At 43.2% G+C, this 24,913-nt stretch carries 15 protein-coding genes; 12 read left to right on the forward strand and 3 right to left on the reverse strand.

Going from position 1 to position 24,913, the window contains the following annotated elements:
* The first annotated feature begins 10 nt into the window (after positions 1-10).
* The 9 genes from VQ048_RS08665 to VQ048_RS08705 all read left to right on the forward strand — a co-directional run bounded on the left by VQ048_RS08665 (position 11) and on the right by VQ048_RS08705 (position 18,679).
* Positions 11-730 (forward strand): pyridoxine 5'-phosphate synthase, encoded by a 720-nt coding sequence (locus tag VQ048_RS08665; RefSeq protein WP_327611290.1) that lies wholly within the window; start codon positions 11-13, stop codon positions 728-730.
* Between the two features lie 27 nt (positions 731-757).
* A complete protein-coding gene (locus VQ048_RS08670; protein ID WP_327611291.1) occupies positions 758-1,552 on the forward strand; it encodes an alpha/beta fold hydrolase in 795 nt (264 codons plus the stop codon).
* 110 nt (positions 1,553-1,662) lie between these two features.
* Positions 1,663-4,476 (forward strand): TonB-dependent receptor, encoded by a 2,814-nt coding sequence (locus VQ048_RS08675; RefSeq protein WP_327611292.1) that lies wholly within the window; start codon positions 1,663-1,665, stop codon positions 4,474-4,476.
* 79 nt (positions 4,477-4,555) lie between these two features.
* The gene (locus VQ048_RS08680; protein ID WP_327611293.1) at positions 4,556-5,623 is read left to right on the forward strand and encodes a phytase; all 1,068 of its coding nucleotides are present in this window, start codon (positions 4,556-4,558) and stop codon (positions 5,621-5,623) included.
* Positions 5,624-5,785: 162 nt separating this feature from the next.
* Entirely contained in the window at positions 5,786-6,457 is a 672-nt protein-coding gene (locus VQ048_RS08685) for an outer membrane beta-barrel protein (protein ID WP_327611294.1), read from the forward strand.
* 24 nt (positions 6,458-6,481) lie between these two features.
* Positions 6,482-7,216: an outer membrane beta-barrel protein gene (locus tag VQ048_RS08690; RefSeq protein WP_327611297.1), complete on the forward strand. Its 735-nt coding sequence runs from the start codon at positions 6,482-6,484 to the stop codon at positions 7,214-7,216.
* A 12-nt stretch (positions 7,217-7,228) separates the two neighbouring features.
* Positions 7,229-9,178, forward strand: coding sequence for a T9SS type A sorting domain-containing protein (locus VQ048_RS08695; RefSeq protein WP_327611298.1), 1,950 nt, complete (start codon positions 7,229-7,231; stop codon positions 9,176-9,178).
* Positions 9,178-18,288 carry a toxin TcdB middle/N-terminal domain-containing protein gene (locus tag VQ048_RS08700; RefSeq protein ID WP_327611299.1) on the forward strand — a complete coding sequence of 3,037 codons (9,111 nt, stop codon included), beginning with the start codon at positions 9,178-9,180 and terminating at the stop codon, positions 18,286-18,288. The genes VQ048_RS08695 and VQ048_RS08700 overlap by 1 nt, the downstream gene beginning before the upstream one ends.
* Positions 18,266-18,679 (forward strand): hypothetical protein, encoded by a 414-nt coding sequence (locus VQ048_RS08705; protein ID WP_327611300.1) that lies wholly within the window; start codon positions 18,266-18,268, stop codon positions 18,677-18,679. The genes VQ048_RS08700 and VQ048_RS08705 overlap by 23 nt, the downstream gene beginning before the upstream one ends.
* A gap of 31 nt (positions 18,680-18,710) precedes the next feature.
* Here the strand turns inward: VQ048_RS08705 and VQ048_RS08710 are convergent, their stop codons facing one another.
* Both VQ048_RS08710 and VQ048_RS08715 read right to left on the reverse strand, forming a co-directional pair.
* Positions 18,711-19,154, reverse strand: a complete 444-nt coding sequence (locus tag VQ048_RS08710) for a hypothetical protein (protein ID WP_327611301.1) — start codon at positions 19,152-19,154, stop codon at positions 18,711-18,713.
* Positions 19,151-19,486 (reverse strand): helix-turn-helix domain-containing protein, encoded by a 336-nt coding sequence (locus tag VQ048_RS08715; RefSeq protein WP_327611302.1) that lies wholly within the window; start codon positions 19,484-19,486, stop codon positions 19,151-19,153. The genes VQ048_RS08710 and VQ048_RS08715 overlap by 4 nt, the downstream gene beginning before the upstream one ends.
* Positions 19,487-19,641: 155 nt before the next feature.
* On the opposite strand from VQ048_RS08715, the gene VQ048_RS08720 reads away from it, so the two are divergent.
* The 3 genes from VQ048_RS08720 (at position 19,642) to VQ048_RS08730 (ending at position 23,902) form a co-directional block, all read left to right on the forward strand.
* On the forward strand, positions 19,642-21,999 hold the full coding sequence (locus tag VQ048_RS08720; RefSeq protein WP_327611303.1) for an MTBMA_p00010-related P-loop-containing protein: 2,358 nt from the start codon (positions 19,642-19,644) through the stop codon (positions 21,997-21,999).
* A gap of 158 nt (positions 22,000-22,157) precedes the next feature.
* Positions 22,158-23,051, forward strand: coding sequence for a tyrosine-type recombinase/integrase (locus VQ048_RS08725; protein ID WP_327611304.1), 894 nt, complete (start codon positions 22,158-22,160; stop codon positions 23,049-23,051).
* Positions 23,048-23,902, forward strand: coding sequence for a tyrosine-type recombinase/integrase (locus VQ048_RS08730; protein ID WP_327611305.1), 855 nt, complete (start codon positions 23,048-23,050; stop codon positions 23,900-23,902). The genes VQ048_RS08725 and VQ048_RS08730 overlap by 4 nt, the downstream gene beginning before the upstream one ends.
* Before the next feature lie 55 nt (positions 23,903-23,957).
* Here VQ048_RS08730 and VQ048_RS08735 read toward each other — a convergent pair whose 3' ends face one another.
* On the reverse strand, positions 23,958-24,119 hold the full coding sequence (locus VQ048_RS08735; protein ID WP_327611306.1) for a hypothetical protein: 162 nt from the start codon (positions 24,117-24,119) through the stop codon (positions 23,958-23,960).
* Positions 24,120-24,913 lie beyond the last annotated feature (794 nt).

Raw genomic sequence — 24,913 nt, forward strand, 5'->3', positions numbered from 1 at the left:
TCGGTTTATCATGACAAAATTAAGTGTAAATATCAATAAGATTGCGACGTTGCGAAATGCGCGTGGCGGCGATGTTCCCAGTGTAACCCAAGTGGCGGTGGACGCCCAGCGTTTTGGGGCGCAAGGCATTACGATCCACCCGAGACCGGACGAAAGGCATATCACCCGAAAAGACGTTTACGACCTAAAGCCTTTGGTGGAAACGGAATTCAATATTGAGGGAAATCCTCACCGTCCTTTTGTGGATATGGTGCTTGAGGTTAAACCCGAGCAGGTTACGTTAGTGCCCGATGCGGATGACGCCATTACGTCCAATGCGGGGTGGGACTGCCGCAGGCATCAGACGTTTTTGAAAGAGGTTATCGCGGAGTTCAAGGCGGCGGGGATTCGTACGTCCGTATTTTTGGATCCGGATCCGCAGATGGTTGCTTTTGCGGCGGAAACGGGCACCGATCGCATCGAATTGTACACGGAGGCCTATGCGAAGCAATACCCTTCCAATCCGGAGAAGGCTTTGGAGGCGTATTATCTTACGGCTTTGGAGGCCACGCGGTGTGGATTGGGGATTAATGCAGGGCATGATTTGAGTTTGGATAACCTGAAATATTTTTCGGATCATATCCCTAACCTTTTAGAGGTTTCCATCGGGCATGCGCTGATTTCGGAGGCTTTGTACTTGGGATTGGAGAATACCATTCAGGCTTACCTTAAGCGTTTGGCTCGGTGGTAAATCATAGGATTAATTTTTTATAAGACGATGATGCATTCGATATTACATTCTAAGTTTTACGGGCAGGATTGTCCGGGGACGCCGCTTTTGGTTTTTCACGGGCTTTTTGGTATGCTGGATAATTGGGGCAGTTTTGGTAAACTCTTGGGCGAGTATTTTCCCGTCCACCTTATTGATTTGCGCAATCATGGGAAGAGTTTTCATTCCGAAGAGATGAGTCATGACGCGATGGCGGATGATATTCTTCGGTACATGGAGCATTACGGCTTGGAGCGGGTTAATCTTTTGGGGCATTCGTTGGGCGGAAAGGCCGTGATGCAGTTTGCGGTGAAATACCCTGCGAAAGTTGGTCGGCTTGTGGTGGCTGATATTGCTCCTAAAGCCTACCCGCCGCACCATCAGGGGATTATTAAGGCTTTGCAAAGTGTGGATTTTGAGAGCGTTTCGGGGCGGGGCGAGGTTGAGGAGGTGCTTAAGCGTTACATTCCGGATCTTCCGACCATCCAGTTTATCACCAAAAACCTTTATTGGACGGAAGCTAAAAAATTGGCTTGGCGGTTTAATTTGGAGGTGCTGAGCTCCAAATATTCGGAGTTTGTGGGAAATGCCATTAAATTTGGGGTGTTTGCGGGGGAAACCCTCTTTATAGCCGGGGAAAAGTCGAACTATATCTTGCCTCAGGACGAGTTTTTGATTCGTCAGCAGTTTCCGGATTACAGGCTGGTAACGATTCCGGGGACGGGGCATTGGGTTCATGCAGAAAATCCTACGGCTTTTAATAAAGCGGTGCAGGATTTCCTTTTGGAAACCCGCTTGGGCTGAGGCTTTAGAGGGGATAGGGTTAATGTTTTCTTAACAAAGCCTTAAAGCTGACTTAAAGTTTTTTTGTGCCGTATCCGATACTTTTGCGGCGGAATAAATTTTAAGTGACAATGAAAAGAGTTTTATGTACGGTTTTGTTTTGTGCTTCGGCGTTTGTTTTTGCCCAGACGGGAACGTTGACGGGAAGCATTAGCGATGATTCTAAAATTGCCATGCCTGGAGCGAAGTTAACCCTCTCGCCGGGGAATATTTACACGACGGCAGACGAAAACGGCCACTTTGTATTTTTGAACGTTCCTTCGGGGAAGTATACATTGACGGTGGATTATATCGGTTACGGCCGGAGACAATACCCTGTGACCATTGTTGAAAATCGTTCTACCAGCCAGTCTGTTGTTTTTGATACCAAAGTGAAAACTATCGAAACGGTAGCGGTCGTGGGGTTTGGTCGCCAGAGTCAGGCCAGAGCACTGAATCAGCAGAAAAACAATCCGAATATTACCAATGTGGTTTCCTCCGATCAGGTGGGGAAATTTCCCGATTCCAATATTGGAGATGCCATGAAGCGTATCCCGGGAATTACGATGCAGAACGACCAGGGAGAGGCCAGAAATATTATTGTCAGAGGTTTGGCTCCCGAGCTGAATTCGGTAACGCTTAACGGTAACCGTATTCCTTCGGCCGAGGGGGATAACCGTAATGTTCAGATGGACCTTATTCCTGCGGATATGATTCAGATGATTGAGGTCAACAAAACGCTTACTTCCGATATGGACGGGGACGCCATTGGAGGTTCTGTGGAGCTAAAGACCCGTACGGCGCCTAATAAAGAAAGACTTTCCTTGACGACGGGCTCGGGGTACAACGGTATAAGGGATCGGTTTGCTTTTACCAATGCTTTTATGTACGGTAACCGCTTTGCGGGAGGGAAACTCGGGGTTGTGCTTAACGGATCTTATAACAACAACGATTATGGTTCTGATAATGTGGAAGGCGTTTGGGCTCAGGACGATAAGGGCTTGTACATGAAGCAGATGGATATTCGTAAATACGACGTGAAAAGGGAAAGAAAGAGTGTCGGTGCGAATTTCGATTTTAAGATCAACGATAAAAATGCTCTGACTCTTCATACGCTTTATAATTGGCGGGACGATTGGGAAAATCGTTATAGGGTGCGTTACCGTGGGATTACTCGCAACGACGATGGGACGTTCCGCTCCGAGATTCGCCGTCAAACCAAAGGGGGAGTAAACGACCCGCTCAACAAAGGAGGACGGTTGGAGCGTCAAATTGTTCAAAACTACTCTTTGGGAGGAGATCATATCTTGGGAACCAAGGTGGATTTGAACTGGGGAATGTCTTACTCCAGAGCGGAAGAGCAGCGTCCGAATGAACGCTATATTGATTACCGCAACCGTGGAGCAGGTCGGGCAGGCGTACTGCTTGGCGGGGACTTTTCCAATACGGAATTACCGTTTATTAGTCCTTTGGCGGAAGAATCTCTCAGCGATTATTCATTAAGGGAAATTGTCGAGCAGCAGAGGAAAACCTGGGAGGACGAGATGACGGGGCGTGTGAATTTGCGTTTTCCTTTCTCTTTGGTAGACGGGCAGAAGGGACGGATAAGATTGGGAGGGAAAGTTCGTCTAAAATCCAAAGAACGCGAAAACGATTATTACGATTACAAACCTACGGCAGCTCAGGGGGTTATGGGAACCATGGCGGATGCCCAAACGGTATTTTGGAGTGGTAAAGGGTGGAATCCCGATTCCAAATACATCCCAGGGCACTATGCTTCCAAGGATTATTTGGGCGGTTTGGATTTGAATAATGCTGCATTATTTACCAAAACCCAGCTTCCTGAGGAATTTTTGGCTTTGAATTATCAGGCGAAAGAAAACATCTATGCGGGATTCGTTCGGTTCGATCAAAACCTCAGCGACCGATTGTCTTTCATTTTGGGAGCAAGGATAGAGAATACACAAACCGAATACACCGGAAACCTCATTAAGGACGAGGATAGCTATGAGGGCTCTCGGACGGTAAAGAATACTTATACTAATATTTTGCCGAGCTTTGCGTTAAAGTATACGCCGGTGAGCAATATGGTGCTTCGTGCAGCTTTTTCAACGGCTTTGGCCAGACCGAATTATTACAGGCTTTCGCCTTTTATCAGCGTAATTCCGGGGGATGATACCATTTTGGCCGGAAACCCTAATCTTAAAGTCACTTATGCCTACAATTACGATGTGATGGGCGAGTATTATTTCAAGAATGTGGGGCTATTCTCCTTGGGCGGTTTTTACAAGAAGCTGAACAATTTCATCTATACCTACCGTGATGCCAATTACAACTATGCTAAGTTTGCACAGGATTTTCCCGATACGGTCAATACGCTTGATCCTTCCGGAGTTTATACATTGACTACCGGACGTAACGGGGAATCGGTGGATGTGTATGGTTTCGAGACGGCTTTTCAGCGTCAGTTGGATTTCCTTCCGGGATTTGCCCGCAATTTCGGCATATATCTGAATTACACCTTTACCAAATCGGAAGCCAAAGGTATTTATAGCGATGAAGGCGAAAGAAGAATGGGCTTGATGCTTCCGGGGACGGCGCCGCATATGTTTAACGCGTCGTTGTCTTGGGAGAACAAAAAGTTCTTGACTCGTCTTTCCCTTAATCATGCGGCGGCTTATTTGGATGAGTTGGGTGGCAATGATTTTGAGGATCGTTATTATGATAAGCAAACCTTTGTGGATTTCAATGCCTCTTATGCCATTAAACAATGGATGAGGGTTTTCGTCGAAGCCAATAACCTGACCAACCAACCTTTGAGGTATTATCAGGGGGAGGCTTCCAGAACGATGCAGATGGAGTATTATAGGGCGCGTTTTTCCTTCGGTTTAAAATTTGACTTTTAACATTCAGCTTGATTGGCATAACCGAAGATACCCGTGTATTTTCGGTTATGTTTTTGATGGTTTTTAATCTACGACTATTATGAAAAAGAATTTGGTATTATTGCCTTTGCTGGCCACTTTGATTACGAGTTGCTCGGTGGTGGAACATTATAAAGACCCGTACCGTGGTCGGCGGATTGTCCCTGACGTGATAACCGAAAAAGTAAAACACGATACCGATGATCCTGCAATTTGGCATCACCCGACGCAGGCCTCTGGCTCTTTGGTGGTGGGGACGGATAAGGCTACCGATGGGGGACTTTTTGTCTTTGACCTCGAGGGGAAAATCGTTAAGCGCATCGAGGGGCTCCGACGTCCCAATAACGTGGATGTGGCTTACGGAATTCCTTTTGGAGGAAAACGGGTGGATATAGCGGTAACCACCGAACGCCAAGCAAACCAACTTCGGGTTTACCGTATGCCTTCCATGGAAGAAATCGGAGTGATTCCCGTGTTTGAAGGCGAACAAGAGCGCTCACCAATGGGCATTGCGCTCTATACATCCCAAGAAAGCGGCATTGTTTATGCGGTAGTGGGACGAAAAAGCGGTCCTTCGGGGACTTACCTTTGGCAGTATGCGTTGGTGGAAAAAGACGGACGTCTGGTGGGCGAATTGGTGCGTCAATTTGGAGCGTACAGCGGTAAAAAGGAAATCGAAGCCATTGCGGTAGATAACGAGCAGGGGTATGTTTACTATTCCGACGAGCAATTTGGCATTCGCAAGTACCACGCCGATCCGGCAAAAGGAAATGCCGAACTGGCGGTTTTCGGTAGTAATGATTTCCGGGAGGATATGGAAGGAATTTCGATCTATAAATCCGAAGAGGGTAAAGGGTATATCTTGGTCAGTAACCAACAGGCAAACACATTTAACGTCTACCGTCGTGAGGGCGATCGGGGCGAACCTCATCGCCACAGTCGTATCGCCGAACTTCCGCTTTCGACGAAATTCAGTGACGGATCGGAGGTCTCCAATCGTGCTTTTGGAACCCGTTTTCCGAAAGGTTTTTTTGTAGCCATGAGTGAGGGACGCGTGTTTCACTATTACGATTGGCGCAAGCTGGAAGCCGAAATAAAAAAACAACTCGAAACCGTATCACCAGAATAAGAAAAAATAAAAAGCTGTCCAAAGGGACAGCTTTTGTTATCGTGAATAAAGATTAGACCTGAGATTTTATGGAATAAAAAGTTAAATTTTATTAAAAAGAATAAAATATTATATTTGTGAAAGAACTTTTTTTGATTTATGAAATATTTTTTTGCAATTTTTATGGCTCTACCAGGCCTATTTCAGTCCCAGTATATGGATAACCTTACCTACGGTATCAAAGTAGGTGGGTTACACTCTACCATTACCAATCTTCCAGAGATGATTGTAGGGCGAGACCACAATAAAACATTATTTAGTATTGATAGCAAAGGAGCCTACGGAGCTGAAGGAGGTTTATTTGTAAATTACAAATTACCCCATTCCAGGGTAGCCATACAGCCTGAACTTTTATACCGAAAGGCAGGCGATAGAGTGGTATATCGTAATCAGACGACAGGGCAAGAATATACCTTGGATTTCAATTATTCTTATTTGGTATTTGGTGCTTCGCTAAAAGTATATCCTTATGAAGGGGTAAATTTTGGAGTAGGTGGGTTTTATGCCAAAAGTCTAACGCCATCAGCTTTAGAATATACCTCTAACGAAAACGGTGGGCGATACGATACCAATTACAGACAATTTTACAGAGACGGTATTGTAGGGAAAGACGATTTTAATTTGAGTTTTTCTGTGGGGTATGAGTTGAGCCAAGCCTTTCATTTTGAAGCGAGGTATTATTTAGGTGTTGGGGATATGATTTCTAACCGAAGTACCTCTTTCCAGTTTTTGGAGAATACGAACCGAAACTCTGTGATGACGCTTTCTTTGGGGTATAACTTCAGTAATTGGTAACACTAAATTTAATCAAGAAAAAAGATGAAAAAAATAGGGTTAGTGGCTTTGTTTTTGGGGATAGCGTTTGCAAATGCACAAAACTTAGCGAGAGAAATCACCTACGGAGCATTTGTAGGAGGTATTTATTCTAAAATGGGAAATATAGAGTCTGCCATTATTCCAGAGGGGATTTATCAGGGGTATCAAACGCAGGAAAAGGCAGGTACGAGCTTAATGGCAGGGTTGTTTTTAAATTGGAAATACCCTACGGAACGCATCAGTATTCAGCCAGAACTCTTTTACACAAGACAAAAAACTGACTTTACTTATACCGATGTTAAGGGGCTGAACTACACTATTGCTTTTGGTTATAATAACCTTAATGCAGGTTTTTTGTTTAAGTATTACCTTACGGATAAGCTGTATATAGGAGCAGGACCTTACCTTACCTTAAATTTGGATAAAGACGCCTTGGTTTACACCTCTAACGGCAGTGAGATGTCCACTAAAACGGGGGGTTACTTTGAACCTGATGCGGTGGTACAATCCACATTGAAACAATCGTTTGAGGGAAAAGACTATTTCCATACTGCCTTTGCGTTGGGCTATGAGTTTGAAAATGGTTTAGGCATAGGAGTGAGGTATCAGTTAGGTTTGTCCGATGCTTTGGAAACCCAAGAAAATGGACATCGTTTTAAAAATACCAACAATCGGGTGAACGCCATTTCCTTGCAAATCAGTTACCGATTTAACTTTGATAGTTTTAACAACTTCTAAAATCCAGATTTAATGAAATCTATTTTACTGGCTTTGGGGTTAGGTTGTTTTAGTCTAAGTTTTGGACAGGAGGTTTACCCTGCTGGGGTAGAACAACCTTTATTATGGCTAAAGACTAAAACGACCCAAGACGAACTCTTGTTGGAAGAGGTGAAGACAGGCAAAGTTTGGGCGAAACAATCTAAGCATCAAGCTGAGAACATCAATTGGAACTTGTCGAGTGCCTATTCGGGTTTCGTTCAATCGGGATTTGATTTAACTAAGGAGCAAGCCGAAGCTGTTTCGTTATTCATTGTTTATCATCAGAAAAGCAACGAGTCGGAGGAATTTCTTTGGCACTTGTCAGAAAAACAAACGCCCAAAATTACGGCGACCAATCAACGCTTAGCCGATTTAGGACTGAAAAAATACAGAGCCTATCCATCGTCCCAAGCTGAAGCGAAAGTAAAAATCCATTATTATCAGCATTACAAACCTTTGGAAGAAGAGGGGCAAATGTACCATTGGGATTTGGGTAAGGGGGTAGCAGGGCTTCCAGCGGAGGTGTTTTCAGGAGCCATTGCGGAGGTTATTTTTTATGACAGGGTGCTTTCTTTGGTAGAAATGCAACAGGTAGCCTCTTATTTAGCGGTAAAATACGGCGTTTCATTAAATCAGTTGGAGTATAAGAATTACTATAACAGCCAAGGCAAGGTAATTTGGGATTATAAAGAGCACAAAAACTTTAATCAGAACATCACTGCTTTGGGGCGAGACGATAAGGGTAATTTGTTACAGCCGAAAAGCCAAAATTCCAATAGCGAGAAGTTAGTCGCAATGGCATTACAACCGTTAGAACCGTCGGAAATCCCGAACGATTATTTTGTATTTTGGAGTGATAACGGTGGCGGTTTACGATTTAAAAAACAGGCGGAAGGGCAACCTAATGGGATAGGTAGAAAATGGCGATTAGATTACACGGCGACCAAAGAAGCTAAGTTGCACACCCAGCTTTCACTGCAAAATTTGGAGAAGGAAACGCAGGACGAAAGTAAAGAGCAATCTCAACCTAAATACTATTGGCTGGTGGTGGATAAAGAAGGGCAAGGAAACTTTAACCCAGAACATTCGGCTTATGTTAAGTTGGGGGAGGTTAATCATTCGCAGCAAGTGGTATTCAGCCAATGGGAGCAATACGAAAAGCCGTCGGTGGTTTATACCTTATGGGAAGCCCCTGAGATGTTTGCTCATTTGGGGTTGGCTTTAGGCAAGTGTGGACAGCCGTATTCAGGTGGAGTGGAATTTAATATGGTGGGCGGTAAAGCACCGTACCGCATTCAGTTGAAAGCTAAAGAGGCTAATGCTTGGCAGGAGCAATGGACGGAACAAGACGCCACTACCCGTAGAAAATTACACTTGTCATCGGGGACTTACCAATATTTAGTAACCGATGCCCAAAACCGACAGTACCAACAAGAATTTTACCTCTCGGACGAGGATATGCCGATGCCTAAACTCAATGAGGAATATCTGTTGGGCAAGCCTTTGGTATTGTCTCCGGAGAAGGATTTGCCTAAAGGGGATTACCGTTACGAATGGTATTTAGATGGAGCTTTAATCGCTACCAATCCTTCATTATTGGTAAATAAAGCGGGGGATTACGAGTTGAGGTTGCAAAATGCGCAGGGGTGCCGTTCGGCTTCCAAGTTCAGGGTAACCTCTAAGCAAGGCGATTTGGAAACCAAGGTGGTGCTGTTTCCTAATCCGAGTACCGATGGCACCTTTAAAGTATTGGCTTCATTTCCGAAGCAGACCAGCGGTCGTTTAGAAATTTACACTATGGCGGGGCAGTTGGTAGGTGCTGACCACTTTTATAATCTATCCCAGTACGAATACCGTGGCACTATTCTATCTTCTGGGGTTTATCTCATACAAGTTAAAACATCGTTAGGGCAAACCACGCATAAATTAATGGTCAAGTAATGAAGCAAGTTTACAAATACATCTTATATTTCGTATTACTAAGCATTTCGGGGGGAGCCATGGTTAAGGTATTTCCGGGGCTTTTGTCTTGGGAAACCTCGGGGTTAAAAACTGAAATTTCTTCTCCTCCTATTATTAAAGAGAAATCGGCTGTCCTTTCTCCTGAGACGACTTCCGAAGCGAGGTTATCGCCGAGTAAATCGTTAAAGCTGAATTATCAAGGCTTTTCGGCTTATTTTTCGGAGGGGAGTGTTTCGCGTGAGGTTAAGGTTTCCGTGTTGGGGTTGAGTGAAAACCATCTCCCACGCTTAAGCTCCGATTTGGTTAATGTAACGGGGGGGACGGCAGGCTATCGTTTGTTGCCGAAGAAGACCAAACTAAAGAAACCCGTTGAAATCAAGATAAGTTATGATAAAGCCAAACTTCCGTCGGGTTATACGGAGGAAGATATAGATTTATTTTACTTTGATACCAAAAAATCGGCGTGGCAGAAATTGCCGAAAGACAGTTTGATGATAGGTGCTTCGGCGGTTAAGGCGAAGACTTTCTACCTCTCCGATTTTATAGCAGGGGTTATAAAATTGCCGGAATCGCCGGACACTTCAGGTTTTACTCCTACGAGCATTAGTGGGCTCAAAGCCGCTTCGCCGATGGTGGGTATTCAACCATTGAGTGTACCTACGCCAAGTCCAGACGGGAGTGGTAGCACTTCGTTTGGGATAGAATTGCCTAAAGGCAGGGCAGGTATGCAACCGTCATTGCAGTTGCAATACTCTAATGAGGGGGGCAATTCTTGGTTAGGAACAGGGTGGAACTTAGCTTTGCCTTCGCTTACGGTGGACACCAAATTCGGAGCACCGAGGTACGATGCCCAAAAGGAAACCGAAACCTATCTGTTATCGGGTGAAGAATTACTACCGAATGCCCACAGAGCCGAATGGGAGAACCGAAGTGCGGATAAAATCTTCTATCCGAGGAGAGAGGGGGCATTCCAAAAAATACATAGGAAGGGGGCGTCACCTAACGAGTACACTTGGGAAGTGCGTTCCAGAGGAGGCGTTGCATTTTATTATGGAGATAGTGAAGGCAGTAGATTGTCAGACGCACAAGGCAATGTAGGCTATTGGGCATTAAGGGAGCAGAAGGATTTGCGTGGGAACACCGTAACTTACGAATACACCAAGGAACAGGGCGTACTTTACCCCAAAGCCATTTATTATACAGGGAAAGACGGCGCTAAGGGGGCTTATTCGGTACACTTTATAACGGATAAAGACTTGGGCGAACCTCAACGCAAAGACCTCCAGATTTCGGCAAGGTTAGGCTTTAAGCAAGAATACAACCGACTGCTCCGAAAAATAGAAGTAAAGTATGGGACGGCGATGGTTCGTTCCTATGAGTTGGTGTATAAAGAGGGGGCGTTTAGAAAGTCGTTACTTAGTGAAATTAAGGTGTACGATGCCGAGGGCAAACTGTTTTATACCAACACGTTGGACTATTACGATGATGTTCGGGATAGTTCGGGCAAGTATGTTCCTTTTGGCGAGTTTAAGAAATGGGAAGTTCCTAAAGACGGGATAGACTACACCTTCTTGGGGATTAAGGGCTTTTCGGGGCACCCTACTTTGGCGGGGACTTCCAGCTCCAATAGTAAGGGGGGAAGTTTCCGTATAGGAGTAGGACCTTCGGCGGGCGCTTACAAAATCAATACGGTTGGGGTAAGTGGAGGTTACAGCTCTGGTAAAACGGAAAACAGGGTCTTTTTGCAGGATTTGGACGGCGACAATCTTCCGGATAAGGTTTACACTAAAAAAGATAAAGTTTATTACCGTAAAAACTTATCCTCTCAAGGCTTAACTAAGTTTTCGGACGAACTGAAAGAGATTAACCTCCCTCATATGGGGATTAGTGAATCCTCATCGTTTAGTTTTGGAGCCGATTTGCAAGTTTCTCGGGCAACGATTGGCTACGACCGCCAGAGTACAACCAGCAGGACTTTCTCTTATTTTATGGATTTTAATGGCGATGGCTTGGTCGATTTTGCCGATGGTGGGCGGGTGTATTACAACCGATTGGTGAACGGGGTACCTACCTTCTACGCCACCAGTAGCGGAACGCCAGCTCCCATAGTGGCGAGCAACAATAAATTGGACTTACAGGGCAGCACGGGGCATACCAAGGAGGAGTTGGAGCGGTACAATCCTCTGCACGATGTCGTTAGAACTTGGCGGGCTCCGCATTCGGGGAATATAGTGGTAAAGCACGCCTACCAGTTGCAGCAAGACCTTTCCGAGGCCCGTTTGAATTATAAGAAAAACGACGGCACGGAGAAAGCCGACGGTGTGAGGCTTTACTTTCAGCATAGGGATAGTCTTTATTGGAAACAAGACATTGATGCCGAGGACTACACTCTAAAGCACAGAGAGGACACGTTGGAGGTTAAGCAGGGCGAATTGCTTCACTTTAGGGTGAGCTCTAAATACGACGGTAACTTCGACCAAACCCTTTGGACACAGAATATTGAGTATAAGACCATAGGCGATAATGAGAAGGATTATAACGGTTTGAGCTTAAAGTATTACAGTTCGGAGGCGGACGCTTTGCACCCTTCGGCACAGGGGTATATTTTCAGCACCTCCGCCCAACCGAAGTTTGGAGGGAAATTGACTAAGGGCGTTACAACGGATTTAGTCAAGGTAAAGATTTATAAGTACGGATTCAATATTCGCCCAGTGTTATTGTACGAGCGTACATTCCAAGCGGCAGAAGCGGTAGATTTAGATTTAAGCACCATCAATTTGGGCAATTTCAACGCCGAGGAGGGCATCAGCATTACCGTAGAATCGCCAACGGAAATCAACTGGAAACAGCTCACTTTTACGCCGGAAGTTCGCTTTACTAATGAACAAAATGAGGAAGAAACCCAACCGCTGAATGTGGACTTTCTAATCAACGAGAAGTTAGATGTACACCATGCCCCTCAACTCGTAATGCCTCAACAAAAGGGGAAACTAAGACTATTATTAGATGCTAATTTTAGTTCTTCAGAAGTAGGAACTCTTGAAATCACGGCGAAGCAGTCGGGTAAGGTCGCGGCGAGGGGTCGTTTTAATGTATCTCGTTTAACTTCGGCACTTCCTGTAACGGAGCCGGTGGTGTTGGATAGCATCAGCAAAGACGAGCCTTTGTTTGTGGAGATTAAGGTCTCTAACAAAGAGCTATACAGAAATTTGGTGGATAAGAATAGGCCTGTAACGCTTCAAATCAAAGACTCGATTAAAATTCCAGAGGATGACCCAAGGCAACCCGATGAGAAATATGAAATCATCACGACGACACAACTACATAATGCCTATACGGTCTATACACCTTACCACGAGGGCAATAAGAATGTATTGTTTGGAAAGAACTTTAGAGGGTGGGGCGGTTTTATCCTTAACGGAACATTAGCGGGGGAGAAAATAGATGAGTTGAGGTTAGTGGACTTTACGGGGAACTACTCGGACGACAAAGATCATGTACCAGATACTAACCCAGATAATAGAAACCCGGAACAGGAGGAGCCGGGAATGGAAGTTTCTAAAGCCTACTTTTTTAGAGGATTAGTCAGCTATCCGCAGAAACGCTATCAGGGGTTAGAGGAAGATATTTATGTTTCTGAGCGTTACTTCTCGCCGTCGCGGTTGGGGGAGAACGATTTGGAGAAACACTTAGACACCTCGTTGCCGCAGCTTTCTGGGGGGAGCGGTGGGGCGCTCATTATGGTGAGCGAAACCCGAAGCAATGCCTTTTCGGGAGGAGCAGCTATTGTGGGCGGTTCATACTCCGAAGGCGTTTCAGAAGTAATGCAGACGATGAGCGACTTTAACGGCGACCGTTTCCCAGACTTTGTGCGTGGAGGACATGTCCAGTTTACCGAGCCGAGAGGAGGCTTAGAAGCCCGAACAATAGGCTTAGGCGGTAGTTTCAGCCGTTCCAAGGTGGAGACTAATGGCGGCTCGTTCAGTGGCTCGTTCCACCACGGCGAGCCTAAATCCTCTATGACCTTTAAAATCACGAGGAACGACCAGCAGAGGCTTACCATTACCCGTTCTACCGACGATGCCGACAAGGCGAAAAACAGCGTTTCGGTAAGTGGGAGCGTAGCTTCATCAAACGATTATTCCGAATATACCTATACCGACCTCAACGGCGACGGCTTGGCGGATAGGGTCACTAAAGATGGTTATATCAGTTATAACACGGGCTATGGCTTTTTACCGCAAGAACAATGGAAAGGCTTTGGCGGATTGCTCACGGGTGACTCGCAAGACTTCAGTGCAGGCTTGGGCTATTCCGCTTATGGGGGCTCGTTTACGGGTGGGCTTAATTATACCAACTCCGTTACACAGAGCCGCACCCAGTTTTTAGATATGAATGGCGACGGCTTGGCAGACCGTGTGGTGTATGGCGATAACAATACGCTGGTGTATCAGAATTTAGGTAATACTTGGGACACAACGCCTTTGGTTATTCCTAAAGTAGCGGGCAACCCTATTGCCGTAAACCGAGCGATTAGCTACGGGGGCAGTGCCAAGTATTCGGTGTATTTCAAATTTAAGTTCATCAAATTTGGCTTTACGGCAGGGGGCTTTGCAGGTAAGAGTACCAGCCGAATGGAGGCGGCGTTTATGGATGTGGACGGCGATGGCAACTTAGACTACATCTTATCCGATGGCGAGGACGACCTCCGTGTGGCGACCTCTAATATACGCCGTACCAATAGGCTTAAGAGCGTTAAGAATGCTACGGGCAGCACCTTTGAGGTAGATTACGAGTGGGTTGCCCCTACTTACGAAAACCCTAACAGCAAGTGGGTGCTAAGCAAGGTAACCACTTTTGACGGACATCAGGGCGATGGCGAGGACTACACCATCAGCCGTTTCACCTATAAAGACCCGTACTACGACCGCCGCGAGCGGGAGTTTTATGGGTTTGCCGAAGTAAAGCAGGAACAGCTGGACCCTAAGGACGGCAAAGTATTGAGAACCTCGGTTCAACACTACTACAACCGCGACTACTTCCGCAAATCGTTGGCGAAAAACAGCTATACCTTAGACGCCCAAGGGCGGAAACTTACCGAAAGCACCGTGCAGTATCAGATTAAAAACGCCCGTACCAATACCGATTGGGAGGCGGATCGTTTGGCACTGCCTGAAAGCGATGCCATTTCGGTCTTTATTGCCCCTACGGAAACCACCGAACGCCAATACGAGGGAGCGGGGTATTTGGAGCACAAAATCGCCCAAAGCTACGATGCTAAGGGGAACATCACCACTTACCAAGACTTTGGCACGGGCAATCCCGACTCGGCACTCAAAGCGGAAATTACTTATTATGAGAGCGAAACGCCTTACTTTGGGGGCATTGCCAAGAGCATCACGGTGCACGATGCCAACGGTTTGGTAAGGAAACGCGAGGCGGACATTAACCCGCAAACGGCAGAAACCACCCAAATCCGCAACTATTTTACGGCAGACCGTTACGCCCGTACCGACTTGTCTTACGATGCGTACGGCAACCTTGCCCAAATCACAGGAGCGGAAAACCATAAAGGGGAGCGTTCCAGCCTTCGCTATGAATACGACGAGGAAACGCACAGCCACCTGACGAAAATTACCGACCATTTCGGCTACGAAACCCGCACGGCGTACGATTATCGCTTTAACGCTCCGTTGGAAGTTACCGACCGCAACGGGGAGCAGCTGCACTATACCATAGACGCTAAGGGGCGTACCACGCATATTTTGGCGCCTAAAGAAGCAGCGGCGGGCGTGCCTTATACGGTGGCTTACGACTATTATCCGGAAGCCAAAGTGCCTTACGCCAAAACGAGAAACTACGATGCCGAGCACGGCAAAGATATTATTACTTATACCTATACCGATGGCTTAGGGCGTACGCTGCAAGTCAAGAAAACGGCGGCACTGTTCCAAGGGAAAAACCAAGCTGATGCCGAGCGCCTCATTGTATCGGGCAAACAAGTGTACGATGCTTTGGGTCGGGTGGTAGAGAGCTATTATCCCACCACCGAAACGCCAAGCGAAGCGTTCAGCACCCAAGTTTCTACGGTAACGCCTACCACTACGACTTACGACGAGAAAGACCGCCCGGTATTGCAGACCCTGCCCGATGGCAGCACGGTAGCCACGGCTTACGAGGTGTCGGAAACGGCAGGCACCAAAATCCTTAAAACCACCGTAACCGATGCGTTGGGCAGGGTGTCCCATAGTGCCACCGATGTTTTGGGTAGAACGCTGAAACAAGTGCAGCCTACGGGGATAGAAACCACCTACCACTACAACGCCCAAGGCGAACTCCTAAAAGTAACCGATGCCGAGGGACACCAGACCCTAAGCGAGTACGACCTTTTGGGGCGTCGCACCCAACTTACGCACCCCGATGCGGGCATCACCACATTGGCGTACGATGCGGCGGGCAACCTCATACGCCGTCAGACCGCCCAAATTCGGGAGCAGATGCCCGATGCGGCGATAGAATACCACTACGACCACAACCGCTTGCAGGAAATCCGCTACCCTAAGCACCCGGAGAACAATGTCCGTTACCATTACGGTAAGCAGAGCGAGAGCCCTCGCCGTCGGGGACGCTTGTGGTTGGTGGAGGACGCCAGCGGCGGTACCGAGTATTTCTACGGCAGTATGGGCGAGGTTGAAAAAGAAATCCGCTCGCTACGCATCACGCCGACGGAGGTGCACACCTACATCACCGAATACGGGTACGACAGCTTTAACCGTATCCAAACGATGACCTACCCCGATGGCGAAGTCTTGGACTTTGGCTACAATCGGGCAGGGCAACTCACCACCCTCACGGGGAAAAAGGGCAACTACGAATACCCCTACCTTAAACAACAAGGGTACGACGAGTTCGAGCAGAAAGTGTATCGCCAGTACGGCAACGGTACTGAAACCCGCTACACTTACGACCCTACAATGAGGCGTTTGGCAACACTCAACACCCAAAACACCAAACGAACCTTCCAAGACAACCGCTATACTTACGATTTAGTGGGGAATATCTTGCAGGTGGAGAACCAAGTCCCAATCGTGAATTACGCTTTGGGTGGAGCAAGTAGCTATCAATACCAATACGACGAGCTTAACCGTCTGATAAGTGCCACAGGAACTTACACAGGCGAGGCGACTTCTGCGGAGTACCAGCTCCAAATGCAGTACAATAAGCTCAACGGTATTGTTCAAAAATCTTTAATCCACAAGCAAAATGGTAAAGATAAAGGCTATGTGCTGGATTATGTTTATGGTAATAAGTCCCACCCACACGCCCTAAGCGAACTTAAAGATTCTACGACACCAAAGCCAAGAGCTTACGAATACGACGGCAACGGCAATCCTATCTCTTACGAGGGCTTTAAGGACTTTAGGGTAATGGTATGGGACGAAGAAAACCGTTTGCAGGGATTAAATGATAACGGTAAGTTACATTTATATACTTACGACCATACGGGCGAAAGAGCCGTAAAAAGTAGTGCAGAGAGCCAAAAAACGGTGATTAACGGGGTGAGTTCCGCCGTCATCGTTCACGCGGAGAATTATACGGCATACATCAACCCTTATTTTGTGGTTAATAAGGGTAAGTTTACCAAGCATTACTTTGAAGGCACGAGCCGTATTGTGTCAAAATTGGGAGAGGGAACATTTCATCAACCGTCTGGTATAAATGCAGGAGGAATTGATTATGTGAAACAATCCGCAAAAGTGCAGGAAGCCATAGACCAATACATCAAAGGATTAAACATTCCGCCAGGTCCGCCAACGCAACACGGCATATACGGCACACCTGACTTTACAGGTGTAGAATATCCGTCGATTGACTGGAGTGATATATCCCAAGACCAAGAGCCGCCAGAGGGCTGGCCACGCCCGCCGAAGTTTAATGAGCCAGGTGATGTGCCGGGTCCGCCAGTGCAATATGGCGACCCCGTGAAACCAGAAACGGTAGAGGGTGGTTTTGGATTTAAGGATAACGGTGTGGAGGAGAAAAACTTGTATTTCTATCACCCTGACCACTTAGGTAGCAGTAGTTACATTACAGACAAAGACGGGAACATCAATCAACATACGGAGTATATGGCATTTGGTGAGGTATTGTTTGACGAACACAAGGTAAGCCGACGAATGCCTTATTTGTTTAACGGTAAGGAGTTGGATAGCGAGACAGGGTTATATTATTATGGAGCAAGGTACTATGACCCGAGAGTAAGTTTGTGGTTGAATGTAGACCCTTTAGCAGAGAAATATCCGTTTACTTCGCCTTATACTTATGTTAATAATAATCCGATAAGATTTATTGATCCTGATGGAAGAAAACCAATGGATTGGATTAGAAGAGGGATACATAGTAATTGGGAATATCATAGTAATATAAAATCTAGAAAACAAGCAATGGATGCAGGATTTTTTGATTATGCAAATGGCAGAGGAGATGCTAAAAGTACTTATAGCACTACATTATCAAGAAATGGTAGAGATATAGGTGTTTCTCAGACTGTAGTTTTAGGTGAAAATGGAAATTATACTGTAAATGGAGAGGTATTTAAAGCTCCTGATCATTATGTGGATATGAAACCAGTTGATGATTTTGGTAAATTTATGGCTGGGGTTGTTGCTTTTCCTATGTTATTGGAAGCTGCACCGGTTTTGTTTTCAATGGAGGGTTTCTTAATAAAAGGAGCTGTAAGTACGACAGGACAATTTGCCATTAATAAAAATTTAGACTTTATAGATTTAGGAGCAGATATGTTTACTATTCCTGGGGTTTCTGGTGGAATAGGAGGAGCTTTTGATTTAACTCTTTTTCCTAATGAGAATAATCAGTATTTTTTAAACCATTCTAAAGATTACAGTAAAATAGGAATTAATGCAGCTACAAGTTTACTTTCTGGCGGACTAGGAAATAGATTTTCGCCTGCTTTGAACACAATAGAAAATAAGGCTTCTAAAAATGCTGCTACTTATATGATTGAAACAAATTATAATATTGTAGAACAAGCATTAAATAACGCATATGACGAGAAGCAAAAAAAATGAGTGGATTATACTAATGCTTATTAGCTTATTAGTTATTGTATATTTCTTTACAGGTCAATTTTTCAGGCAACAAACTTTGAAAAATCCGATTTATAGATCTTGTGAATTAACCAGAATAGATATTATTGGTAAAAGTGGTTCTGATTGGTTAATTTTTAAGTATTACATAAGTGGAAAGGAAAAGCAAGGAAGGGTTTATATTTTAGATGACAATTATGATTTTTACAAAAACCGAATAGGAAAGAAATATATTATTGCAATGAACAAAAATCAAATTGTAAATAATTTATTTTTAACATACCGGCTTTATATTAATTATCCTATTCCTGATAGCGTTTCCATTCCACCAAATGGCTGGACTGAAATTCCTAGCTGGATTAAAAAGCAATAACAAAACAGGCACTTTAAAAGTGCCTGTTTTGTTATTTATCTAAAAGAAACTGTCCCTGCATTACCCTAATGGTAAACTGAACCAAATCCTTTTGGATTTGAAAGTCGTTCGGGATTATATATTGGTCAGGCTCTCGTCGCTGGTTTACTTTTTTAAAGGTTGAAATGAGGCTTTTTATATCTTCTTTAGAATCATCTTTAAAAGTATAATAAAGCATTTGGTTGAAGTATTTAAAATTGCTATTTTCTAAAATCTGTTGGGTCTTTTTATCGTCCCAATTATTTTGCTTCGAATACTCTATAATTATACTTTTACAATAGTTATACACATAATTTTCAAAGTTTGTAACCCTAATTAGTTCATCCACCAAAATTTTCTTATCTGTGGAAATTTCGACTTGTGGTGGTGGCGGAGCAATTTGAGCAAAGGAAAGAGAGCTTGCCAAAAACGAGAGAATAATTAAAATATTTTTCATAATGCAGCGATATTTTTAAGTTTAGCGGCCTTAATAAAGGCGTCTATGGTGGCGAAGATATGGTTTTTGGTATCATTGTCGAGTTCCTGTATCGCCTTTAGTTTTTTCAATGTGTCATTGTCAATCTGTTCATATTCTCCATCTTTTACGAGATAATCTAAGGTAACACCAAGAGCATCCGCAATTTTTGTGGCCACCTCTATGGACGGCACATTTTCTCCTCTCTCATACTTCCCGATGATATCGCCGGAGGTTCCGATGGTCTTGCCTAGGTCGCTCTGCTTTATTTTTTTCTGTTTTCTGGCAAAAGCCAATCTGTCTGCAAAAGCCATAAATAAGTCGTTTTTATGAGTTATAAACTAAAGGATAGACAAATATAAACAACTTATAGGTTAGATAAAAATATAATAACGCTTGTATATAAAAGTCAAATGAGTTAGATTTGTGAGGTATTTGTCAGATAAAATATTTTCAAAAATTATAGTCTATGGAAATCCAGGAGATAAAACAAAACCTAACCATCGCCACAGTTCTACATTACTACGGTCTAAAAACGGACAAGACGAACAGGATCTGCTGCCCGTTCCACGAGGACAAAACCCCGAGCTTGCAGATCTATTACAAAACACAGACGGCGTATTGCTTTAGTTCCAACTGTAGAACCTACGGCAAAAGTATGGACGTGATAGACTTTATAATGCTGAAGGAAAACTCTACAAAACACGAGGCGATAAAAAAGGCGGTAGAGATTTTAGGAAACCAAGAACCCAATAAAAAAGACCGCTACCAAAAAGATTTAAGCAGGGAGCAGTTTTTGGGGAATATGTTCCAGTATTTTAGAAATGCTATCAACAACTCAAAACCCGCAAAGGATTACCTGCAAAAAAGAAGTTTGGACTTTACAAAATTAGAAGTCGGCTACAACTCTGGACAGTTCCACCACGGAACGAGGAAGGACGAAAATCTTATCAACCAATGTTTGGAATATGGATTATTATTGGACAAAGGAATTATCGGAAGAACTGGAGAGAAAGCGTATGGAGTTTTTGGAAAATGGAGCATCTGTTTTGCATTGAGAAATAGAGAAAATGAAGTTGCAGGACTATACTTCCGTTCCACTCTCAACGATGAAAACGCCAAGCATTTTTACTTAAAGGACCGAAAAGGAATTTACCCAAATTATCCTGATAAGAATACTAAAAAACTGATTTTAATGGAGGCGATAATTGATTGTGCAAGTCTTTTACAAATACCAAAAATAAAGGAAAATTACAGTTTAATCAGTTGCTTTGGAACGAACGGATTGAATGAGGAGATTTTAAACTCAATCAAAAGTTTAGAAAAACTGGAGGAAATCATATTTTGTTTTGACAATGACGATGCGGGAAAGGAAGCCGTTTTGAAATACGGAAAAGTTCTGCAGGAAGAATTACCGAACATCAAAATATCAAGTGTGGAACTTCCCAATAATGATGTGAATGAAACGCTGCAATTGCACGATGAAGAAATATTTTTGGAACTTTTGGAGAAGCGGAACTTTTTATTTTCAAATGAAAAAGAAAAAATTACAGTAACCGAAGAAAAATCTGCACAATCTGCACAACCTGCGAGAGAAGAAAAATCAGAACCAAAAGGAATTACAGAATTTTTAGGGCAGAAAAATCTGCTGAAAACCCTAAACTACTTAATTGAGAAATCCGGAATCATCGGCGAGGAAAACTCGAGGCTTCTGCTTTTTCTAATCACAATCAGTTACCTCAATAAAAATCCTTTACACGCACTCGTACAGGGTTCAAGCGGAAGTGGGAAAACCCATATCATCAACAGGATTGCGGATTTAATGCCACAGGAAGACGTGTTAAGATTTACAAGAATAACGGAGAGTTCCCTTTATAATTGGGGAGAATTTGATTTATTCCAAAAGATCATCATCATCGAGGATCTGGACGGACTAAAGGAAGATGCTTTGTATGCACTCCGTGAATTTATCAGCAACCAAGTTTTGAGGAGTTCCGTAACCATCAAGGACAAAAAGGGAAACAACAAATCCTCCCACAAAATCGTGAAAGGACAGTTCTCCAGTTTATCGGCAACCACCAAGGGCGAAACCTACGAGGACAATATGAGCCGTAGTTTTTTAATCGCAGTAGATGAAAGCAAGGAACAAACCCAAAGAATTATCCAATATCAGAACAAAAGAAATGCAGGAGAAATCAATCCCGACGAACAGCAAAAGGCAATCCACTTTATCCAAAAATTAGTCAGAAACCTAAAATATTACGAAGTCATCAATCCTTACGCAACCAAGTTAAACCTTCCCGAAAAGGTGCATAAAATAAGGCGGTTAAACGAAATGTATCAAGCCGTAATAAAGCAGGTAACATTCCTAAACCAATACCAAAGAAAACTTACAAAAGACAACCAGTTAATTACAGAAATTGAGGATATAGAACAGGCAACGGAAATCCTATTTGAAAGCATTGTTTTGAAAGTAGATGAATTAGACGGAAGTTTAAGGCAGTTTTTTGAACGGCTGAAAAAGTTTGTAAAAAATGACAGGGAAGAATTTTTGCAGAGAGAAATCAGGCAGGAATTTAACTTGAGCAAAACGCAACTGCAAAGATACATCAACTCTCTTTTAGAGTTAGAATACATCAAACAGATAGGAGGTTACGCGAACAAGGGAATAAAGTATAAGATCGGTTTTTGGGACAATCATCAGAAGTTAAGAGCGGAAATAAAGGACTTTCTGCAGAACCAAATCAACGAACTGAAAATTACACAATCCGCACCGTCAAAGCCGAGAAATAAAACATTGGTAGAATTGGTAAATGAAAAGGTATGAACCACCATTGGTTCGCCACTGAACCGCCAAAGGTTCGCTAGAAGATATGTTTATGATTACTTAAATCATTTATCATCAATAGTTTGCCAATAATAAAAAAGTTAGCGACCCGAAATTTAAAATATTGCAAAAGCAAATCAATCATACAAGTAAAAAATATGATGGAAGAAACTTTAAGGGATTACTACAATTACCTGCTGATAAAGGGATATGTAGGGGAAACGGCAAGAAAGAGATATAACGATGTCAGAGAATTTTTAGAATTTGCAGGCAAGAATTATAAAGAGATTAAGGAAAGAGATGTTTTAAAATACTATGAATTTTTAAGGCGGAGACCCAACAAAATCAAGAAAGGAAGAACCTTAAAACCCAACTCTATCCTACATTTTATCAGAGCAATAGAATGTTTTTACGAAATGCTCTTCGAACTGGGAAAACTCCCCGAACTTCTGCAAATCAATATCCCATATCCGAAGAATTACGAAAACGATTTTGTAAGAGAAATCCTCACACAATCGGAGATAAAACAACTTTACGAAACCGCAGAACTCAAAGAAAAAGTAATATTAAATCTTGCCTATGGTTGCGGATTAAGGGTTGCGGAACTGGTGGCAGTGAACAAAGAAGATCTATATCTGAAGGAAAATTTATTGATTGTCCCGAAAGGCAAAAACAGCAAAAGAAGAATTATTCCATTTACCGAAAAAGTAAAAAAAGAAATAGAATTTTTTCTTTCAATTGAAGCCGAAGTTCGGCATCCAATTAAAAAAGAAAATCACGTAATATCAAACTCAAAAGGCGACAGAATGCAGGAATGGACATATAACAGCACATTAAAAAAATTACTGAAACAAATAAAACTCTCTGATGAACGGATTAAAAAAATATCAATCCACAGTTTACGACACTCCATCGCAACACACCTTTTAGAAAACGGAATGGAACTGGAAAAGGTCAGAGACTTTTTAGGACACAGCCAATTGGAAACCACAGAAATATATACACACATCAATAAAAATCAACTCAAAAATTTAAAGGAATATGGACAATGAAACTGGAACAATATCTACAAGAAAACTATAAAACCAAGGGATTAAAGACACTTATCAAAAGATTTACAGACTATCAGAACGGAAAAGAGAAAACCGCCACGCCAAAGGAAATTTTGCAGTATATTGAATATCTACGGAAACAAAATCTCAATCCGAAAACACTCCGAAACAATCTTTTTGCAATCAAAATCTACTACAGATATTTACAGGAAACCGACCAGAGAAAAGACCACCCCTGTTTAAGATTAAATCTGAAGGACAAGGTAAACAGAAGTATCGCAACGGAAAAACTCTATAGCAAACAGGAACTGGAGGACCTTTTGGAAAACCACAATCCGAAGGACAAGAAAGTAAAGACAAGAAATCAAGTTATCATTAGTTTACTGATAAATCAAGCACTTTTAGTGAAGGAAATTACAGAGCTGAAATTGAAAGACATCAATCTGGAAACCGCAGAAATCTACATTGCAAAAGGCGGAAAAACCAACGCAAGAAAATTGCCGTTAAAAGCCAATCAGATTTTACTTTTTCAAAACTATTCAGAAGAAAGAAAAATCCTTTTAAATCACACGAAAAAAGAAAGTGAACACTTTGTGTTGTCCAAGTTTGGAACTCCTTTAAATCCCCACGGAATAAGCCGACTAATCAACGAGGGCAAACCAAAAGAAGAAAGAATCCAGCCATTAAAAATCCGTCAATCCGTAACCTTAAATTTATTGAAATCCGGAAACGATTTAAGGGTGGTTCAGATATTTATCGGACACCGAAGAAGTTCCAGCACAGAAGAATACAAACAAACCGATTTAGAGATTTTGCAGAACGCCGTAAACCAGTTCCACCCGAGAAAATGACGAGAAATTTAAGAGACGGTTTTTAAATGGCGTTTAAAACCCCTTTAAAAACCGTTTAAACGTTTTGGATGTTTAAAAAAAGATTTTTTTTATATTTAAACATAAGGGCTGATATTTTATTTTTTAAAAAATCAACTATAGACAACGCATCAATTTTTAGGAAAGAAAGAATGCCTAAAACAGAAGAAACGATACCGACGGTTGCCCAAAAATCCATAAAGCAAATATAGGATAAAAACCTAAAAACTCCAACGCCTGCATTTTGGTTAAATGTCCCGCCCTCCGAATAAAAAAGACATTTTCCCCGACGCTCTCCCGAAACTTTGCCGAGTTTTAAATGCCACAGCAAGTTACATAATCAAAATTATACGCAAACTGCCCACGCAAACCGTTGTTCTCCGCTCCACTTCGTTCCGTTCCGCACAAACCAGCACCATCTTCGCCTATAATTTGGGATTATGTAAAATGCTTTCCTTTTGTTTGGGCAAAGCCCGCACAATCCACCGCTTTTAGCCATCGCTTCCCCGAATCTTCCAGCCACAGAAAAAGACTTTTTTGCCAACGCTTCCCGCCCGTTCAAAGGAAAAAATGCGCCATCGCTCTGAACGTTCTTCGGTAGAAAATTTAGTTATCGAAACACGAAAATATTAAAATGTGGATAAAGCCGAAGCTTTTGCCACCGCTATTTTACCCACATTTTAACATTTACAACAACAGTGACAACGACAGTTTTTAAAAACAGATTTTTGGAATCGGAAGTTTATTTTTTTCAATTGAAAGAAAAAAAATATCTTTGACAAAGCCTTGATAATCAAGTTCGGAAAAGTTCCGATGCGAGGCTGAAAAGCAGAAGTTTTTTGAAATAGTCCAAACTCGCGCAAGGAAAAAGTTGAGTAGTTGTGGTTGAATGTAGACCCTTTAGCAGAGAAATATCCGTTTACTTCGCCTTATACTTATGTTAATAATAATCCGATAAGATTTATTGATCCTGATGGAAGAAAACCAATGGAC

Origin of the sequence: Bergeyella anatis, from assembly GCF_036016955.1 — a bacterium.
Classification (GTDB): domain Bacteria; phylum Bacteroidota; class Bacteroidia; order Flavobacteriales; family Weeksellaceae; genus JAYWXI01.

What these genes read in the sequence shown, in the direction of transcription:
- VQ048_RS08665 (WP_327611290.1), top strand. Translation starts at nt 11, where the DNA reads ATGACAAAATTAAGTGTAAATATCAATAAGATTGCGACGTTGCGAAAT.
- VQ048_RS08715 (WP_327611302.1), bottom strand. Translation starts at nt 19,486, where the DNA reads ATGGCTTTTGCAGACAGATTGGCTTTTGCCAGAAAACAGAAAAAAATA.
- VQ048_RS08700 (WP_327611299.1), top strand. Translation starts at nt 9,178, where the DNA reads ATGAAGCAAGTTTACAAATACATCTTATATTTCGTATTACTAAGCATT.
- VQ048_RS08675 (WP_327611292.1), top strand. Translation starts at nt 1,663, where the DNA reads ATGAAAAGAGTTTTATGTACGGTTTTGTTTTGTGCTTCGGCGTTTGTT.
- VQ048_RS08720 (WP_327611303.1), top strand. Translation starts at nt 19,642, where the DNA reads ATGGAAATCCAGGAGATAAAACAAAACCTAACCATCGCCACAGTTCTA.
- VQ048_RS08705 (WP_327611300.1), top strand. Translation starts at nt 18,266, where the DNA reads ATGACGAGAAGCAAAAAAAATGAGTGGATTATACTAATGCTTATTAGC.
- VQ048_RS08735 (WP_327611306.1), bottom strand. Translation starts at nt 24,119, where the DNA reads ATGGATTTTTGGGCAACCGTCGGTATCGTTTCTTCTGTTTTAGGCATT.
- VQ048_RS08670 (WP_327611291.1), top strand. Translation starts at nt 758, where the DNA reads ATGATGCATTCGATATTACATTCTAAGTTTTACGGGCAGGATTGTCCG.
- VQ048_RS08725 (WP_327611304.1), top strand. Translation starts at nt 22,158, where the DNA reads ATGATGGAAGAAACTTTAAGGGATTACTACAATTACCTGCTGATAAAG.
- VQ048_RS08710 (WP_327611301.1), bottom strand. Translation starts at nt 19,154, where the DNA reads ATGAAAAATATTTTAATTATTCTCTCGTTTTTGGCAAGCTCTCTTTCC.
- VQ048_RS08695 (WP_327611298.1), top strand. Translation starts at nt 7,229, where the DNA reads ATGAAATCTATTTTACTGGCTTTGGGGTTAGGTTGTTTTAGTCTAAGT.
- VQ048_RS08685 (WP_327611294.1), top strand. Translation starts at nt 5,786, where the DNA reads ATGGCTCTACCAGGCCTATTTCAGTCCCAGTATATGGATAACCTTACC.
- VQ048_RS08690 (WP_327611297.1), top strand. Translation starts at nt 6,482, where the DNA reads ATGAAAAAAATAGGGTTAGTGGCTTTGTTTTTGGGGATAGCGTTTGCA.
- VQ048_RS08730 (WP_327611305.1), top strand. Translation starts at nt 23,048, where the DNA reads ATGAAACTGGAACAATATCTACAAGAAAACTATAAAACCAAGGGATTA.
- VQ048_RS08680 (WP_327611293.1), top strand. Translation starts at nt 4,556, where the DNA reads ATGAAAAAGAATTTGGTATTATTGCCTTTGCTGGCCACTTTGATTACG.